The following is a 16,499-nucleotide window of genomic DNA, read 5'->3' as shown; positions in this document are numbered from 1 at the left end:
GGAAGCAGCGTGGCGCTAGCGCTGCTTCGGTGCGATCCAGCCCATGACGGCCGAAACGAGGGAAATGATGAGGGCACCGAGGATGGCATCCCAGAAGAACTTGTCAACGTGCAACCCGAAGGGCAGGTACTGGGTCAGCCAAGACGTCAGCATCAACATGGCCGCATTAATGACCAGGGTAAACAGGCCCAGGGTCAGGCACGTGATCGGCATCGACAACAGGCTCACGATCGGCCGGACCACGGCATTGACCAACCCGAAGACCAGGCCGACCACGAGGTAGGCCAGGACAATGCCCAGGGTCGCGTCGGAGGACTCAACGGCGGTGACGGTGATGCCGGGGAGGACCCACGCGGCGGCGGCAAGGGCCAGCGCGTTGATCACCACCCGGAGGATGAACGCAATCATGGACCCAATACTGGCATACCTTTCTGTGTCCCGGCGCAGTGGGTCCGCCGTTTTTAGTGGAGCTAAGTCAGTGAAACACATGGCGCCTGCCGGCACCGCAACGGCTAAGCTTTGGGGCATGACCACCGAAAACCCAGCGCCCCTCGATCCGGTCCAGCCCCGCACCGTCATCGGCCGGATGCCGAAGTACGTTGCCGGCAAGCCGCCTCGGGAGATCCCGGGCCTGAACGCCTACAAGCTGTCCTCGAACGAAACCCCGATGCCGCCGATCCCGGAGGTCATGGACGCGATTCGGGCCCAGCTCGATATCAATCGCTACCCCGATCCGCTGTCGACCAAGCTGCGCTCCGCGCTGGCGGAATTCCTTTCGGTCCCGGCCGAGGACATCGTTACCGGCGCCGGATCGCTCGGTGCCCTGACCCAGATCCTGGCCACCTTTGCGGGCCAGGACGACGACGGGGTCCAGGACGAAGTGATCTTCGCCTGGCGCTCCTTCGAGGCCTACCCGATCGTCGTTGAAACCTCCGGTGCACTGCCGGTGCAGATTCCGCTGCTCGAGAACGGGCGCCACGACCTGGACGCCATGGCCGCAGCGGTCAACGAACGCACCTCGGTGATCCTGCTCTGCACCCCGAACAATCCCACCGGTCCGGCACTGAGACGAGACGAAGTCGAAGCCTTCATCGCCAAGGTTCCCTCCAACGTATTGATCGTCATCGACGAGGCCTACCAGGAATTCGTGCGCGACCCCCAGGCTGTCGACGGGATCGACACCTACCGCAACCACCCCAACGTGATGGTGCTTCGAACCTTCTCCAAGGCGCACGGGCTGGCAAACCTTCGCGTGGGGTACTCGGTATCGCACCCGGAAGTCACCAACAACATCCGCGTTGCCGCCACGATGTTCGCCGTTTCGTCCGTTGCCGAGGATGCAGCCGTGGCCTCGCTGGCCCACTACGACAAGGTTGTGGAAAGGGTACAAAAGATTGTCGATGAGCGTACCCGCGTGGTGGCCGGGCTCGAGGAGCTCGGATGGAAGATTCCGGCGGCCGAGGGCAACTTCGTATGGCTTCCGTTGGGGGGCGATACCGCCGAATTCGTCGAGCTGGCTTCCGAACAAGCCTTGGCCGTGCGTGGGTTCGCCGGCGAGGGTGTCCGGGTGAGCATCGGCGAGGACGAGGCCAACACCCGCTTCCTCGAGCTTTGTCGGAACTATCCAAAAGGCTCGACGCTTTCCTAGGGGCGGATAAGTCGTGATTTGCGGCTTTCCACCGCTAGGCTAGAACAGACAAAACCGCTATATGCCCCATGCGGAATCTATTCCGTGCGGGGCATATTTCATGTACGTAAGGACGCCCTCGGTATGACGAACACCGTGCACGAGCCCTCGGAGCAGGCGCTGATCCAGCTACTTACCCCCGAGGGGGAACGTCGATCGCACGCCGAGTACGACAGTTACATCCAGGACATCGACGCGGAAATGTTGCGTGGGTTCTACCGCGACATGGCACTTACCCGCCGTTTTGACCAGGAAGCCACCGCGCTGCAGCGCCAGGGCCAGCTGGCTCTGTGGGTTCCGCTTCGCGGGCAGGAAGCGGCTCAGATCGGTTCGGGCCGGGCCACCCGACCCAACGACTACATCTTCCCGACCTACCGCGAACACGGCGTCGCGCTGACCCGCAACGTCGACTTTCCGCAGATGCTGCGGATCTTCCGCGGCATCTCCAATGGCGGGTGGGACCCGCGGGAAAACAACTTCCACATGTACACCATGGTGCTCGCGGCCCAGATGCCGCATGCCACCGGCTACGCCATGGGAGTGCAGCGCGACCAGGCAGGCTGGGATGCCGAGCGCCTGGAGAAGGACGGCACCGCCGTCGTCGCGTACTTCGGGGACGGCTCCTCCACCGAGGGCGAGGTCCACGAATCCATGGTCTTTGCCGCCAGCTTCAATTCGCCGGTGGTCTTCTTCTGCCAGAACAACCAGTGGGCCATCTCCGTCCCGTTCCACGTGCAGTCCAAGGTTCCGCTGGCCGAGCGCGCCGCCGGCTACGGGTTCCCCGGGATCCGCGTTGACGGCAATGACGTCCTGGCCGTCCTGGCCGTGACCCGTTGGGCCCTGGAACGTGCCCGCCGCGGCGAGGGCCCGGTCTTGATTGAGGCCGTTACCTACCGCATGAGCGCACACACCACGGCGGATGACCCGACCAAGTACCGGATGAGCGCCGACGAGGAAGCCTGGCTCGAACGCGACCCGCTGCTGCGCCTGGAAAAGCACCTGAAGGACAACCAGCTCGCCGACGAGGTGTTCTTCAAGCAGGTTGCCGTCGACGGCGATGAGATGGCCACCCGCGTCCGCGAGGAAGCCTTGGCGTTCCCCGATCCGTCACTCGCCCAGTCCTTTGCCAATGTCTACGCCGAGGCGCACCCCTTGATCCAGGAAGAGCTCAAGTGGCACCTGGAATACGAGGCAGGATTCGCCGACACCACCGAGGAAGGGGCCACCCGATGAGCACCACCACGATGACCCTGGCCAAGGCCATCACCGCCGGACTCGACGCAGTCCTGGCCAATGATCCCAAGTCCCTGCTCATCGGCGAGGACATCGGACGCCTGGGCGGGGTCTACCGCGTCACCGACGGGCTGATCGACACCTATGGAGCCGACCGCGTGATCGACTCCCCGCTGGGCGAGGCCGGAATCATCGGCACGTCCATCGGCATGGCGATCCGCGGCTACTCGCCGATCGCCGAGATCCAGTTCGACGGCTTCGTCTTTCCGGCCTTCAACCAGATCACCACGCAGCTGGCCAAGATGCGCGCCCGCTCCGAGGGCCGCTTCGGCGCCCCGGTGGTCATCCGCATCCCCTACGGCGGTGGCATCGGCTCCATCGAGCACCACTCCGAATCCCCGGAGGCGCTCTTCGCGCACACCGCGGGCCTGCGCATCATGGCCCCGTCCAACGCGCACGACGCCTACTGGATGATCCAGCAGGCCGCAGCCTGCCAGGACCCGGTGATCTTCTTCGAACCCAAGCGCCGCTACTGGCTCAAGGGCGAGGTCGACACCGAGAACCCTGCCGCCGACGCCTTCAAGGCCCAGGTCATCCGTCCCGGCGAGGACGCCACCATCGTCACCTACGGCCCGCTGGTGCCGGTCGCGCTTGCGGCCGCCGAGGCGGCGCGCGAGGACGGCCGCTCGGTCGAGGTCATCGACCTGCGCTCGGTCTCGCCGATCGACTTCGACACCATCACCGAATCGGTGGAAAAGACCGGCAGGCTCATCGTCACCCACGAGGCGCCGACCTTCGGCGGCATCGGCGGGGAAATCGCCGCCCGCGTGGCCGAACGCGCCTTCCTGTCGCTGGAGGCCCCGGTCATCCGCGTCGGCGGATTCCACATGCCCTACCCGGTGGCCAAGGTCGAGGAACAGTACTTGCCCGACATCGACAAGGTCCTCGAAGCACTCGATCGGTCCTTCGCCTACTAATTCAGTGGTGCGCACGCGCGCCACCGCACCGCTGCAGCATTGTTTCTTAAAGGAGTCAGACGATGAGCACCTTCAACCTTCCCGATGTCGGCGAAGGCCTCACCGAGGCCGAAATCGTCGGTTGGAAAGTCAAGCCCGGGGACACCGTGGTCGTCAACCAGGTCTTCGTGGAAATCGAGACCGCGAAGTCCCTGGTCGAACTGCCCAGCCCCTATGCCGGAGTGGTCAAGGAACTGCATGCGGCCGAGGGCGAGACCCTGGCCGTGGGCTCGCCGCTGTTCAGCGTTGACGAGGTCGGTTCCCGGCCCGCCCCGATGGCCAATGTGCCCGAGGTGGCAGACATCGCCGAGGCCGACACCCCCGTCGCCAGCGAGGAACCGGGCCCACTGGTCGGCTCGGGCCCCAAGGCCGATGCCGTCAAGCGCCGCGCCCGCACCAACCGCCCCGCACCGACCCGGCCCGCCAAGGCCCCCGGGGTTCAGGGAAGCGCCCCGGCGATCCCGGCGGCGCTTGCCGACACGATTTCCCGCCGCGCCGCGGAACTCGGCCACGCCTCGACGCGCCTGACGGCCGCGGCCAAGCCCGCGGTGGCGGCTTTCGTGGACCGCGTCCTGGCCAAGCCGCCGGTGCGCAAGGTCGCCAAGGAACTCGGCGTGGACCTGGCCCAGGTCACCGGAACCGGCGGCCAGGGCGAAATCACCCGCGACGACGTCTTCTCCTATAAGGCCCAGCGCGAGGCCGAACGCGACGCGGCCCCGATGTTCTGGTCGGCCAAGGGCCAGGAAGTTGACGGCCGGGTGGTCCGCACCCCGGTGCGCGGCATCCGCAAGGCCACCGCCAAGGCCATGGTCGAGTCGGCCTTCACCGCCCCGCACGTGTCGATCTTCGTCGACGTGGATGCCTCGCGCACCATGGAATACGTGGCCCGGTTGAAGAAGAGCCGCGACTTCGAGGGCATCAAGGTCTCCCCGCTGCTGGTGCTGGCCAAGGCAGTCATCTGGGCCGCCGCGCGCAACCCCTCCGTCAACGCCTCCTGGGTGGAGACCGAGAACGGCGCGGAGATCCAGGTCAAGCACTTCATGAACCTGGGCATCGCCGCGGCCACCCCGCGCGGCCTGCTGGTCCCGAACATCAAGGAAGCGCAGGACCTGTCCATGCGCGAGCTGGCCATTGCCCTGAACGACCTGGCCGAGACGGCCCGCGCGGGCAAGACCTCCCCGGCGGACATGACCGGCGGGACGCTGACGGTGACCAACATCGGCGTGCTGGGGATCGACACCGGCACCCCGATCATCAACCCCGGCGAGGTGGCGATCGTTGCCTTCGGCACCATTCGGCAGAAGCCGTGGGTTGTCGACGGCCAGGTGGTCCCGCGCTGGATCACCACCCTGGGTGGCTCCTTCGACCACCGCGTGGTCGACGGCGACCTGTCGGCGCGCTTCATGGCGGATGTCGCCTCGATCATGCAGGAGCCGGCGCTGCTGCTGGATTGATCGTTATCCTTTCGTGATGCCCGGAGGGTAACCGGGCATCACGGGGCGGACATAAGACGGGTACTGGTACCTTCCGGCAAACCGCCGGAGTCAGAGCCCAAGGAGCACACCGTGAGGAACGCACCGAAACCGTCCACCATCTCCGCCCACCCACCCTTTCGCCGACGGCGCCTTTTGTTGGCCGCCATGGCCTGCGCCCTGCTGATCGGCGGCCCGGGGACCACCCCCGCATTCACCGCGCCCGGCCTTGCCGCTGCCCCCGGGACGTCGGCACCCATTGACACGTCGGATTGGCAGACCTTCGACAAGTACGGGATCGCCTTCGACTATCCTGCCGACTGGGAAATCCTGCCCTACACCTGCGACGGCTGCGAGGTCGATGACCCGCCGCTGCCGGAGGACGAGTACACGCCGTGGAACATCGTGGACGAGAACGGGGTGCGGGTGGCCCACGTGTTCCCGAACTTCGTGGGTGACACTGACGGGGACACCGGTTTGTACAAACGCACCGACCTGGACACGGCCGCGGTGGAAGGGATCGGCTATGAGCCGACCAGTATGGTCTTCGAACACGTGCGGATCGATTATTCGCAGGCACCCGTGGCGGGAACCGACCGGAGGGCACAGCAGGCAAGGCTGATGATTTTCTCGGATGCGAACCTGGCAACGCGCGACAAGCACCCCTTCCTTCCCGTCTTCCAGCCGCGGTCCGGGGCAACTACCTGGATCCAAACCACGCCGGAGTTCATGGAAACCGGCGGCATGGACAAGAACCATGTCACCAAGGGCAAAGCCAGGCAGTTCATGGACAGCGAGAACTACCGGACGATGAGGCAGGTCATGCTCTCAGTCCGGGCCAGCACCTTCTGAGTCCCGTCCCGCGTGTGCCTTCCGTCCGGGATCGTTGGGATTCCGGACGGAATCCGCCTAGCGCCGTCCGGGTTCGGCCCGGGGTCCGGTCTGGTGGACATGTCGGCGCGGTTCGCGGCCGGTGCCGCCTCGATTAGGCAGGATCCGGCACTGCTGATTAACTGGCATGCGTGTTGGTACTTCCGGGAAAAGTGGCCGGTGCCGGTGCCGGTGCCGCCCGTGACGCAACCGCCGCACCGGGCCCCGCATGCCTTGGCAAGCGCGCGCGGGATGGGGCACAGTGGGGAAGGTATCGATGTCCAAATTGGCACTCGCGCCCAGGAGATCACCGATGAGCAGTTACCCTGACGCAACCACGAGCGGCAAGCCGACGGCAATGGCCAGGGCGTTGGGCGTTGCGGCGCTGTCGGCAGTGCTGCTGCTGTCAGGCTGCGCCGACATCGCGCCCTGGGCGGCGGAAGAATCCAGCACCATCGAAACGACTCCCTTCGGCCCCCCGCAGGACCCCTCGAAGCTGCCCGCCGCGGGGGACAACGGCCGGTCGCCCGCGACCCCGTCCCCCGAACCTGCCCGCGAGATCGACACGGCGGGATGGAAGACCTTCGCCACCCAGTGGCTGAGCTTCAAGTACCCTCCCGACTGGCATATCGAGGAAGACGACTGCACCAACTGCAATGCCACGGCCAGGCCGCTGGCCGACCCGTTCACCAAATGGGACATCGAGAACGCGGACGGCAACGAGATCGCCGAGTTCCGTGCCGACTCGGCCACCGACACCGACGTGGACACTAGCACCTACAAGCGCACCGTGCTGGAATCCACGCCCGTGGAAGGAGGCTTCCTCGCCCCTGCCAAGGTGGTCTTCGAACACTTCGTCCTGGACACCCCGGGAAAGGCCCGGGAGCAGAAGGTGATGCTGATGCTCAACGACGCGGCAGCCACCGGGGCGAGAGACAAAAATCCCGCGTCGAGCTTCTTCCGGCCGAAGAAGGGCTTCGAGGCCCAGATGACAAGTTCCGATGACTTGGCAGAGGAACTGGGATTCCATGACGACCACGTGAGCCTCGCGGATGCCCGGAAGATCATGCAGAGCCGCGACTACCGCCTGCTGCGTGCAGTGATGCTCAGCATGCGCGTTCAGAAGTAGCATGGAGGGAAACGCCACCAACGAGCCGATGCGGAAGAACCGAGTGAATCACGAGCTGTACGTAAAGATCTGTGGACTTCGCACACCGGAGACCGTCGCGGCGGCCGTTGCCGCGGGCGCCAACGCGGTGGGCTTCGTTTTTGCCCCCGGCAGTCCGCGAACCGTCGAACCGGAACTCGTGAAGACGCTCGTCGCGCAGGTGCCGGAGCATGTCGAAACCGTCGGGGTCTTCCGCAACCAGCGGGTCGAGGACGTCATCGACCTCGCCCGCCGGGCGGGTGTCGGCACGGTGCAGCTGCACGGCGATGAACCGTACGCGGATCTCGAGGCGCTGACCGCACAGGGGTTTGCGACGCTGCGGGCCTTCTCAATCGACGGCTATCGCGCGCTGGACGACGCCGAACGAAAGCGCTGGGAAACCGGGCGGATCCTGCTTGACGCGGTCGAGCCGGGAGCAGGCGTCACCTTCGACGCCTCGGAGCTCGTGGCAGCGCCGCCTCCAGGACCCTGGATATTGGCCGGGGGACTGAACCCGGGGAATGTCGCGCACCTGGTGGGCACGCTGCGCCCGGCCGGGGTGGACGTCTCCTCGGGCGTCGAATCCAGCCGCGGAACGAAGGATGTCGGACTGATCGAGGCATTTGTCGCGGCTGCCCGTTCCCCCGAGACACCGACCACCTAGGCACCGCACTCCGTGTCCCGCGCCCCATCCGGGGGCCTTCGCGTCGAGCACTGATACTTATTAGGTCTGAATCCAGCTAGAACATGTATTTCCCATAAGTAATCTTTGCGTCCTAATCTGGCTGTGGAGCACATCGGTGCCCCATGACCGGAGGTGGACGACGTGGAAGTACGTCAGATGCGTTACTTCATTGCCGTGGCCGAGGAAAGACACTTCGGTCGTGCGGCCCAACGCCTGCACATGGCCCAGCCTCCGCTGTCCCAACAGATCAAGGCGCTCGAGGAGCAGCTGGGCACGCAGCTGTTGGTGCGCACCACGCGCAAGGTCGACCTCACCGCCGCCGGGGAATTGCTCCTGACCCGGTCGCGGCTCCTGCTGGCCGAGATCGACAAACTCGAACAAGACGTCAAGCTCGTGGGGCAGGGAGCCAGCGGCGTGCTGCGGGTCGGCGTCTCCGGCACGGCCACCTACCGGCTAATGCCCATGATCGTTCAGGCCGCCCGGGTCCACATGCCCGGCCTGCGTCTGAGCGTGCAGGGCGAGATGCTCACCCCCGAAATGGAAATCGCCCTGGAAGAGCAGCGGGTGGATGTTGCAGTGCTGCGCCCGCCCGTCCGGTCGAACCAACTGAGCCTGAAGTTCCTGGAGAAGGACGAACTGGTTGTGGCACTGCCCGAGGACCATGAGCTGGCCTCGCGCGGGCTGCTTGACCTCTCGGACCTGGCCGAGGAACCCTTTATCGCCTACCCGCTTTCCTCGGCGGTGAATGCCATTTCCACCGAGGCCTGCCGCGAGGCAGGCTTCAGTCCGCACATCGTCCAGGAAACCCAGGAAACCTCGACCCTGCTCTCGTTCGTCGCCGCCGGGATGGGCGTGGCCCTGGTTCCCACCGCCCGGCGCATGTTCGCGTTGCAGGGCATCGTCTTCCGCCAGCTGCGCAATGCGCCTGCGGTCGACCTTGCCGTTGCCTGGAAGACCGATAACGACTCAGCCCTGCTTAAAAAGTTCTTGGACCTCTTTGAAAGTCCAGCCCCCACGGAAGGAAACCCGGCGTGAAGATCCTGCGCATCGAAGCGATCCCCTACTCGATTCCCTATACCCACCCGCTCAAGTTCGCCAGCGGTCAGGTCACCGACGCCGAGCACGTGCTGGTGCGCATCCACTCGGACGAGGGACTGTTCGGCGAGGCCGACGCCCCGCCGCGCCCCTACACCTACGGCGAGACCCAGGCATCGATCATCACCATCATCGAGAACGTCTTCGCCCCGCAACTGATCGGGCTCGATCCATTCGACCGCGGCAAGGTCCACGAGGTGATGGCCCGGACCATCCACAACCAGGTGGCCAAGGGCGCTGTCGACATCGCGCTGTGGGACCTGATGGGCAAGGCGCTGGGGACCCCGGTGCACAAGCTGCTGGGCGGCTACACCGATTCGATGCGCGTCTCGCACATGCTCGGGTTCCGCCCGGCGCAGGACCTGCTCGACGAGGCGCTGCGCTTTGGCGAGGAGTACGGGATCACCACCTTCAAGCTGAAGGTCGGACGCCGCCCGCTGGCCCTGGACATCGAGGCCTGCCACGTGTTGCGCGCCGGACTCGGCGACGACGTGGAGCTCTACCTGGACGCCAACCGCGGCTGGACCGCCAACGAGGCAATGGAAGTCCTGCGCCGCACCGAGGGCCTGGGGCTGACGGCGCTGGAAGAACCCTGCGATGCGAAGGAAGCCATGAGCCGCCGCAGGCTCGTGGAGAAGTCCCCGATTCCCATCGTGGGCGACGAATCGGTGCCCACCGCCGGAGACGTCTCCCGCGAACTGCTCTCCGGGGGTTCGAACGCGATCTGCATCAAGACCGCCCGCAGCGGATTCACCGAGGCCACCGAGATCCTGGGCCTGTGCACCGGACTGGGCGTCGATGTGACCATGGGCAACCAGATCGACACGCAGGTCGGTTCGTTGGCCACCGTGACCTTCGGCGCCGCCCACGAGGCCACTACGCGCCGCGCCGGCGAGCTGTCCAACTTCCTGGACATGGCCGATGACCTGCTTGCCGAACCCATCCGCATCAACGGCGGCCTCATCTCGGTGCGCAACGTCCCCGGCGTCGGCGCTGGAATCGACGAAGACAAGCTCGCCCGCTACCGCCAGAACTAGCACCCACCAACCACGCCAAATCCAGGAGAAGACATGATATTCCTCGCCCGCATGGACGTAACCTTCCCGGCCCACCTGACCGAAGCACAGATCGCCGATTTCCAGGTTCGTGAGAAGGAATACTCGGGCCAGCTGCAGAGCAGCGGCAAGATGGCAGGTATCTGGCGCATCGTCGGCGAATACGCCAACCACTCGCTGTTCGACGTCGAGTCCAATGACGAGCTGCACCAGATCCTCAGCGGTTTCCCGATGTACCCGTACATGAAGATCAAGGTCACTCCGCTGGCCAAGCACCCGAACTCGATCCGCTAGGCGGATCGGCGGCAAGTTCGCCGCAAGAGCACGGCAAAGGTGGGTCGCGTCTTTCGACGCGGCCCACCTTTGGCATCGGGGGACTTATTGGCCAGTTAGCGGTCGAGCCGGCGAATTTGCCCGCCCAACGGAAACGTGGGTCCCGAACAACCAGGTACTTATATGCAGAAGCTCTGAATTGAAGCAAAAGAAGTATTTCCCTCTTCTCAATAACCGGCATAGATTGAGTGCATAGAAAGTCGCTGTGACAACAGTCACCGCATCATGTGATGTCGGACCAGCGCATCAACACCCCCTCCAACTGGAGATAGAAGGAGCAACTCGTGAGCACCGAAACCACCGCCAGCGCAGCCGCCTCAGGCAACGCAGCCACCGACCGTTTCCGTCAGTCCGGCAAGACTTCCGCCATCCAGGCAGACGTCGAGCGCGTCAACCTGCTGGCCAGTAAGCTGATCAAGGCCGCCAACGACATCGTCCTCGAAGAGCGCGTGAGCTACGACGAGTTCAATGCCCTGAAGGCTTGGCTGATCAAGGTCGGCGAAGACGGCGAATGGCCGCTGTTCCTGGACGTGTGGCTCGAGCACTCGGTCGAGGAAGTCGCCACCGATCACCGCGAGGGCAACAAGGGCTCCATCGAGGGCCCGTACTACATCCCGGAAGCGCCGGAGCAGAAGACCCCGGCAACCATCTCCATGCGTGAAGACGAGCAGGGCACCCCGCTGCGCTTCCAGGGCCAGGTCCGTTCCACCGACGGCAGCGCGCTGTCCAACGCCAAGATCGAACTGTGGCACGCCGACGAAGAGGGCTTCTACTCGCAGTTCGCCCCCAACATCCCGGAATGGAACCTGCGCGGTACCTTCATCGCGGACGAGGAGGGCAACTTCCAGATCAACACCATGCAGCCGGCCCCCTACCAGATCCCGACCGACGGCGCCTGCGGCCAGCTGATCGCCGCCGCCGGCTGGCACGCCTGGCGTCCGGCCCACCTGCACCTGAAGGTTTCGGCCCCGGGCCACGAACTGCTCACCGCCCAGCTGTACTTCCCGGGCGACGCACACAACGACGACGACATCGCGACCGCGGTGAAGCCGGAGCTGCTGCTCGAGATCCAGCCGGCCGCCGAGGGTGCCGGAGTGCAGACCACCTACGACTTCGTGCTTGACCCCGAAGCCAAGTAGGTCCTCACAAACCTCGTCACGGCGGGGCTCCCGATAGGCATGCGGGGGACCCCGCCGTTGTCGTACCACCGTACTTTCCGGGATGCCGCTCGCGGCGTCGCCCCCGGGTACCAAGACAACACCAAGGCCGCGTTCGCATCCCGGCAATTCCATGTGAAAGAGAAGCAGCAATGACCCAGGAAACCATGTTGAACTCGGTGGATGCGAGCCAACTGCGCAGCGCATTTGGCCAATTCACCACCGGCGTCACTGTGGTCACCACACAGGGGACAGACGGCAATCCCTACGGCGCCATGGTGACGGCGTTCGCCGCGGTGTCGTTGGACCCTCCACTGGCCCAAATCACCCTGACTCGCAGCTCCAGGGCCGCCAAGCACCTGGACGGGTCGTCCTTCGCCATCAACATCCTCTCTTCAGACCAGAAGGAGGTCGCCAAGCACTTCGCCGGCGAACCGATGGACAGCGAACCGGAATGGGTCCTCAACGGAAACGTCCCGGTGCTGCTGGGCAACGCAGCCACTCTGGAATGCCGGGCGTGGAACAACTACGACGGCGGCGACCACATCATCGTGGTTGGCGAGGTCAGCTCGCTGACGGTGGGGGACGCGGACCCGCTGCTCTTCCACGAGGGTGCGTTCCACCACATCGGTGAGCGGCTCGAGGACGGGCAGGATGACAGCTGGTTCGCCGGCGCCATGTCCTTCCAGCCGTTTGTCCCGCAGCAACACTGAGCCTCGCCACCCACCGGCGCGGATCACCCACCCGTCAATCGATCAATCCATGCATTACTTGGCCACAAAGGAGCACACCATGTTTGTCCCAACACGGCGAAAGACCGCAGGAGAACGCCCGTCCGCGAACAGCTTGCGGGCCACCACCGACACCGTCCAGGAGCTGAACCACTGGGCCTGGACCGGCTGGATGCCCGAAGCCGAACACGCCCTGTTCCAGCCCGGCGTGCAGTCCACCGAACACCACATTTCACTGCTTGCCGCCTAGGCTTTCATCCCAAACAGCATCGCCACACCCGAGGGGCCCATGACAGCAACGACGCTGACATGGGCCCCTCGAGGTTTCTGTTGCCGGCTCCCGCCGCACGCTGGGGCAAGGCAGGCGGGCCGAACGGGCATGCGGCGGGAAAGCCGAACCGGAGCCCACCACATGCCGCACCGTCGCAGCTCAACCGAGGCCGTGCAGAAACTCCACTGTGTCCGCAGCCACCCTCTCAGGGCATTCCCACAGGACGAGATGACCCGCGTCCGGATAGACCTTCAGGACCGAACCCGCGATGCGTGCGGCCAGCTCTTCCTCGTCCGCCAGTGAAAGCAGGTGATCGCGCCCGCCCCAGAGGATCAGCGTGGGCGCATCAATGGTTCCCGATTCGGTGGGCGGCGTGGCCTCATACAGGCCGGCGAGGATGGCCCGCCATACGTGTGCGGGCATCCTGGTTCCGTCGTCCACGCGGTCGTCGATGAACCATGCCGGAACCTCGTGCAGCAGCGGAAACCAGGTGAGCGATTCCCTGACCCACGCCGCGCTGACCGGATCCACCAGGGCCTCGACCTCGTCCGCGAAGGCCGGCCGGCCGCGCAGGCTCAGCGGCGCCCCGACCAAGACCAGGGCCGCGACCCGCTCCGGGTGGTCCGCGGCCAGCGCCTGCGCCACATAGCCGCCGCTCGATGAACCCAGGACAAAAGCCCGGGGAACCTCGAGGGACTCGAGGACCGCGGCAACATCCGCGGACTGCTCCGCCAGCGTGTAGCCGTCCGCCGGCTTATCGGCATCGCCCTGGCCGCGCAGGTCGGGCGCATAGACCCTGAAGCCGGCAAGCAGGGGTGCCAGGCGGTCGAAGCATTCGAAGGATTCTCCCCACGCATGCAATAGCAGCAGCGGCCTGGCTTCCGCCGCGCCGTCGATGAAGCACGGCACCTCGATGCCCGTGGAGAGCCTGAGCTTCCTGACCTCGGATCCCATGGTTTCAGGTTACTCCCGGGACACAGGCCTGCCTATGCTCAGCGTTCGTTGTCCCGGTATCGTGCGGCGAGCTCGGTGCGGGACGTCACGCCGAGCTTCGCGTAGATCCGGGTCAGGTGGTACTGGACCGTCTTGGCCCCGATGAACAGCTCCTCGCCGGCCTTCTTGTTGCTGGCACCCGCGCAGACCAGGGAGGCCACCGCCTTTTCCTGGGAGGTGAGCGAGGACCAGTCGGCCGCGTCCCGGCGCGGGACACTGATGCCGGTGGCCTGCAGCTCGCGGTTGCACCGCTCGATGTAGATCGTTGCCCCCAGCTGGGTGTAGCCGGCCAGGGCACGGGTCAGGGGACCGGCGGATTCGCCGCGTTTCCCGGCGCGCCGCAGCGATTGCCCGTAGGCGTACTCGATGTTTGCCCGCAGCACCGGCAGCGTGAGTCCCTGCAACAGGGACAGTGCCTCCTCGAAGGCGTCTCGCGATCCCTCCAGGTCACCGTGCGAACCGAGCACCTGCCCGCGCACCACCAGGAAGCGTGCGATGGTCGAGCGGTGCTTCCGCCTGCGGGCAGCCGCCATGAGCGGATCCATGAATTCCAGGGCCTCGGCGAAGCGTTCCTTGCGCACCAAGGCATCGGCGTACATGTCGTGCCACGGCCAGAATCCCGGCTCGTCGATCCCTCGCGAGCGGTCCAGCCGCAACAGCGGCTCCAACGCCAGAAGGACCTCGTCGTAGTCGGAACGCGCCCGGGCCGCAGCCGCCCTGGCCATCCGATAGGGCACCTGCATCACCTCGTAGCTGCCGGTCCGGGCCCAGGCCTTGGCCAGATGGGCGTCGACATCTTCCTGTTCGCCGCGCATGGCGTGGATCTGCACCGCGGTGTAGTGCAGCAGCGGGCGAACCAGCTCGATGTCGGATCGTTCCTGAAGTGCGACGCCTGCCCGCACGGTTTCCAGTGCCTGGTCCCAGTCACCTGCCGAGTACTCTGCCCGTGCGAGCCAGGCCCTGGCCCACAGGGCGATCCGGTGGGAACCCTCGGTGTAGTCGGTGGAACTGGAAATCATGAGTTCGTGCCGGGCCAGCTCCACCTGGTCCCCGGCCACGTGCAGCCACCCCATGGCCATTTCGGCGCGTTGGCGCTGGGCACCGGTGGGCAGGGTGGCGAGCATCCGGGCCAGGATCTTCTCGCCCTCGGGGCCTCGACCGAGCATGCCAAGCCCCAGCCCCTGGATGGCCGAGGATTCCACGGCGACGGGGCTTCCCTCGTCCGCCAGCTCCAGGGTCCGTTCCGCCCATTCAACGAGCTTGAAGCCATCCAGCCGGCCCAGCGAATCAAGGACCCGGCGCTGGGAAACGGTGGCCATGATCTCGGTCTGCCGGGCCTCCTCGGCACCGGTCCACGCCCGGGTTAGCCAGCGGTCTGCGGTCAGCGCCTGTCCCTGGAGAATGGCAATGTATCCGGAGAGCAGGTCGCTTTCGGGGCTGGCGGCCAGGGAAGCCAATTCCTCGGAATAGGCCAGGGCGCGGGGAAGCTCGCCGGCCGCCACCGTCGCGTCGACGGCCTTGAGCAAGAGCGGCTCGCGGTCCGCCGCATTCGTGGCGAGGTGGGCCGCCCGGTGAAGGGCTGCCGCGGCGGAGGACCACTCTCCCTTGCCCGCCTGATTCTCGGCGAAGAGTTCCAGCTGGTGCGACAGCGCGGGGTCGGAAAGCAGCGTGGCATCGGCGCGGTGGGCCAGGGAATCCCCCGCACAGTCGCCCAGGGAGGCGGCGGCGGCGTGTAGCGCCAGGCGCCGCGACAAGGGGACCAGATGGTAGACGGCCATGTGCTTGATATGCCCGGTGAACTGCAGGGAGAGGTTTCCGCCGCTGCCGGCCACCTCCACCAGGCCGGAGGTCACGCACTCTTCCACCAGGGGAAGGGGTTCGTCGACCTCGGCCAGGGCGACGACCATGTCCAATCTTGGCCCGGGGCCCAGGATGGCGGCGGCCTCGAGGAGGGACCGGGCAGGGATCGACAGGGCGGCCAGCCGCTCGGCAACTTCTGCGGTCACGGCGCGGGGCGCCGGGAACCGGCTGTTGAAGTGGTTCCAGGATTCCTCGGGGTTTTCCCGGATCAGTTCCAAGGCAGTGTGGATGTTGCCCTCGGTGTAGGCGGCCAGCTGGTCAGCCGCGGCCGCGGAAAGTTCCACGCCAAGCCTGGAAACGGAAATTTCCTTCAAGGGCGCGGCGGTTGGCGGGTCCAGTTCGATCGTGGTGCTGTGTGGCGCCTCCAGGAGTTCGCGGGCCCCCGGCGGCAGGAAGGCGGCTTCCTCCCGGCGGAGGGTGAGAATGATCAGCAGCTTCTCGGTGCGCAGCCGGCGCCAGGCAAACAGGAGTGCGGCCAGTGACTGCGCGTCGGTCCACTGCAGGTTTTCCAGCAGAAGGATTCCGCTCTGCTTGCCGGCGTTGCGGATGAAGGCGAGCAGGCGTTCGGGCAGTGCCACTTCGCCTGCGGCATCGGCTGGACCGAGCAATTCCTGCAGGGCGGACCCGGCCAGGTCCTTTTCCCACCTCGCCCCGGCGGAGGTCCACGAGGCGAGGTGCTTGTTGTTGTCCATGAAGCGCCGAACCAGGGTGCTTTTTCCACAGCCGGCCGGGCCGCTGACAACCACCAGCTGGGCGCTGCCGGACTCGGCCTGATGCAGCAGCCGTCCCAGGAGTGCCAATGTTCGTTGTTGATGCATGGATCCGCCGCAGCCAACCTTTCCGTGTATAAAGCGGGGGCCGCGCGAACATCGTTGTCCACGCGGCCCCCAGTGA

Annotated in this window: 16 protein-coding genes; 13 read left to right on the top strand and 3 right to left on the bottom strand. The window is 65.8% G+C overall.

Features of this window, described 5'->3' with window-relative positions:
• Positions 1–15: 15 nt before the first annotated feature.
• Positions 16–408 (bottom strand): phage holin family protein, encoded by a 393-nt coding sequence (locus AC6CHY_RS01365; protein WP_217387373.1) that lies wholly within the window; start codon positions 406–408, stop codon positions 16–18.
• 118 nt (positions 409–526) lie between these two features.
• On the opposite strand from AC6CHY_RS01365, the gene AC6CHY_RS01360 reads away from it, so the two are divergent.
• The 13 genes from AC6CHY_RS01360 (at position 527) to AC6CHY_RS01300 (ending at position 12,731) form a co-directional block, all read left to right on the top strand.
• The gene (locus AC6CHY_RS01360; protein WP_498225165.1) at positions 527–1,648 is read left to right on the top strand and encodes a histidinol-phosphate transaminase; all 1,122 of its coding nucleotides are present in this window, start codon (positions 527–529) and stop codon (positions 1,646–1,648) included.
• A 123-nt stretch (positions 1,649–1,771) separates the two neighbouring features.
• Positions 1,772–2,920, top strand: a complete 1,149-nt coding sequence (gene pdhA / locus AC6CHY_RS01355; RefSeq protein WP_217387375.1) for a pyruvate dehydrogenase (acetyl-transferring) E1 component subunit alpha — start codon at positions 1,772–1,774, stop codon at positions 2,918–2,920.
• Positions 2,917–3,897: an alpha-ketoacid dehydrogenase subunit beta gene (locus AC6CHY_RS01350; RefSeq protein ID WP_217387376.1), complete on the top strand. Its 981-nt coding sequence runs from the start codon at positions 2,917–2,919 to the stop codon at positions 3,895–3,897. Before pdhA ends, AC6CHY_RS01350 begins: the two co-directional genes overlap by 4 nt.
• 62 nt (positions 3,898–3,959) lie before the next feature.
• Positions 3,960–5,390 (top strand): dihydrolipoamide acetyltransferase family protein, encoded by a 1,431-nt coding sequence (locus AC6CHY_RS01345; RefSeq protein WP_217387377.1) that lies wholly within the window; start codon positions 3,960–3,962, stop codon positions 5,388–5,390.
• Between the two features lie 111 nt (positions 5,391–5,501).
• Entirely contained in the window at positions 5,502–6,260 is a 759-nt protein-coding gene (locus AC6CHY_RS01340; RefSeq protein ID WP_498225164.1) for a hypothetical protein, read from the top strand.
• Between the two features lie 331 nt (positions 6,261–6,591).
• Positions 6,592–7,407: a hypothetical protein gene (locus AC6CHY_RS01335; protein ID WP_217387379.1), complete on the top strand. Its 816-nt coding sequence runs from the start codon at positions 6,592–6,594 to the stop codon at positions 7,405–7,407.
• A 1-nt stretch (position 7,408) separates the two neighbouring features.
• Complete coding sequence (locus tag AC6CHY_RS01330) at positions 7,409–8,089, top strand: phosphoribosylanthranilate isomerase (protein ID WP_498225163.1); 681 nt, start codon at positions 7,409–7,411, stop codon at positions 8,087–8,089.
• Positions 8,090–8,251: 162 nt separating this feature from the next.
• Positions 8,252–9,145 carry a LysR substrate-binding domain-containing protein gene (locus AC6CHY_RS01325; RefSeq protein WP_336245014.1) on the top strand — a complete coding sequence of 298 codons (894 nt, stop codon included), beginning with the start codon at positions 8,252–8,254 and terminating at the stop codon, positions 9,143–9,145.
• Positions 9,142–10,242, top strand: a complete 1,101-nt coding sequence (locus AC6CHY_RS01320; protein ID WP_498225162.1) for an enolase C-terminal domain-like protein — start codon at positions 9,142–9,144, stop codon at positions 10,240–10,242. Before AC6CHY_RS01325 ends, AC6CHY_RS01320 begins: the two co-directional genes overlap by 4 nt.
• Positions 10,243–10,275: 33 nt before the next feature.
• A complete protein-coding gene (gene catC, locus AC6CHY_RS01315) occupies positions 10,276–10,554 on the top strand; it encodes a muconolactone Delta-isomerase (protein WP_217387381.1) in 279 nt (92 codons plus the stop codon).
• A gap of 323 nt (positions 10,555–10,877) precedes the next feature.
• A complete protein-coding gene (gene catA / locus AC6CHY_RS01310) occupies positions 10,878–11,732 on the top strand; it encodes a catechol 1,2-dioxygenase (RefSeq protein ID WP_498225161.1) in 855 nt (284 codons plus the stop codon).
• A 170-nt stretch (positions 11,733–11,902) separates the two neighbouring features.
• Complete coding sequence (locus tag AC6CHY_RS01305) at positions 11,903–12,463, top strand: flavin reductase family protein (protein ID WP_498225160.1); 561 nt, start codon at positions 11,903–11,905, stop codon at positions 12,461–12,463.
• Positions 12,464–12,542: 79 nt separating this feature from the next.
• A complete protein-coding gene (locus tag AC6CHY_RS01300; RefSeq protein WP_498225159.1) occupies positions 12,543–12,731 on the top strand; it encodes a hypothetical protein in 189 nt (62 codons plus the stop codon).
• A 180-nt stretch (positions 12,732–12,911) separates the two neighbouring features.
• Here the strand turns inward: AC6CHY_RS01300 and AC6CHY_RS01295 are convergent, their stop codons facing one another.
• Both AC6CHY_RS01295 and AC6CHY_RS01290 read right to left on the bottom strand, forming a co-directional pair.
• Positions 12,912–13,706 carry an alpha/beta fold hydrolase gene (locus tag AC6CHY_RS01295; protein WP_498225158.1) on the bottom strand — a complete coding sequence of 265 codons (795 nt, stop codon included), beginning with the start codon at positions 13,704–13,706 and terminating at the stop codon, positions 12,912–12,914.
• A 38-nt stretch (positions 13,707–13,744) separates the two neighbouring features.
• Positions 13,745–16,423 carry a helix-turn-helix transcriptional regulator gene (locus AC6CHY_RS01290; protein ID WP_498225157.1) on the bottom strand — a complete coding sequence of 893 codons (2,679 nt, stop codon included), beginning with the start codon at positions 16,421–16,423 and terminating at the stop codon, positions 13,745–13,747.
• Positions 16,424–16,499 lie beyond the last annotated feature (76 nt).

This window comes from Paeniglutamicibacter sp. GQ140 (genome assembly GCF_059759235.1).
The sequence above is the reverse complement of the archived record's forward strand: the minus strand, read 5'-3'. Positions and strand labels throughout refer to the sequence as shown.